At 49.4% G+C, this 544-nt stretch carries 1 protein-coding gene; it reads right to left on the bottom strand.

Features of this window, described 5'->3' with window-relative positions; translation table 11 throughout:
• On the bottom strand, positions 1-495 hold a 495-nt coding region (locus IE038_RS24215; protein ID WP_189396442.1), incomplete at its 3' end, for a hypothetical protein.
• Positions 496-544 lie beyond the last annotated feature (49 nt).

Here is a 544-nt window from a genome sequence, read left to right as displayed (position 1 = left end):
AGCAACAGCAGCAGGCCCAGTCTTCTTTGGAAACACAGAGGCAACGGTCTTGTAAGCAGACGTTCTGAGGATGCGATTGGTCTTGTCTTCGAGAATGAACACCACCTTGGTGGACTTGTGGTAACCAATGAATGTGCCGGAGAGACTGCGATTAACTAACTTGTTATGCTCAAAGAAGTTCTTTGCAAACACTCTGCAACCAAATGGGTCTTCAGCCTTGACTGGTTTAGCAACGCCCCTGATACTTTCAAACGGGGAGGAGCCGCCTGCCCTTGGGAGATAGTTGTGCAAGAAGACTGCATGGTTAAAGGCAAAGTTCCAGTAGCTAGAGTCAACACCGGAGGAGTTGAGCAAAACCTTGACCTTTTGCTGGATAACACCGTTGAGTCTCTCAGCACCGCCGTTCTGGAAGGAGCTGTGGGCAGCAGTAAACTCTGCTTCAATAGCATTGCGACCAGCAGCAGCATCACCAGCAAGCCAATTGGTAATAGACATGGTGTTGAACTCATTGTCTGCACGGAACTTGCAAATGTTGCGGCCAGTG

Source organism: Pseudomonas laurentiana, assembly GCF_014648275.1.
In the GTDB taxonomy this organism is placed as follows: domain Bacteria; phylum Pseudomonadota; class Gammaproteobacteria; order Pseudomonadales; family Pseudomonadaceae; genus Aquipseudomonas; species Aquipseudomonas laurentiana.
This window is presented reverse-complemented; position numbering and strand designations above follow the sequence as displayed.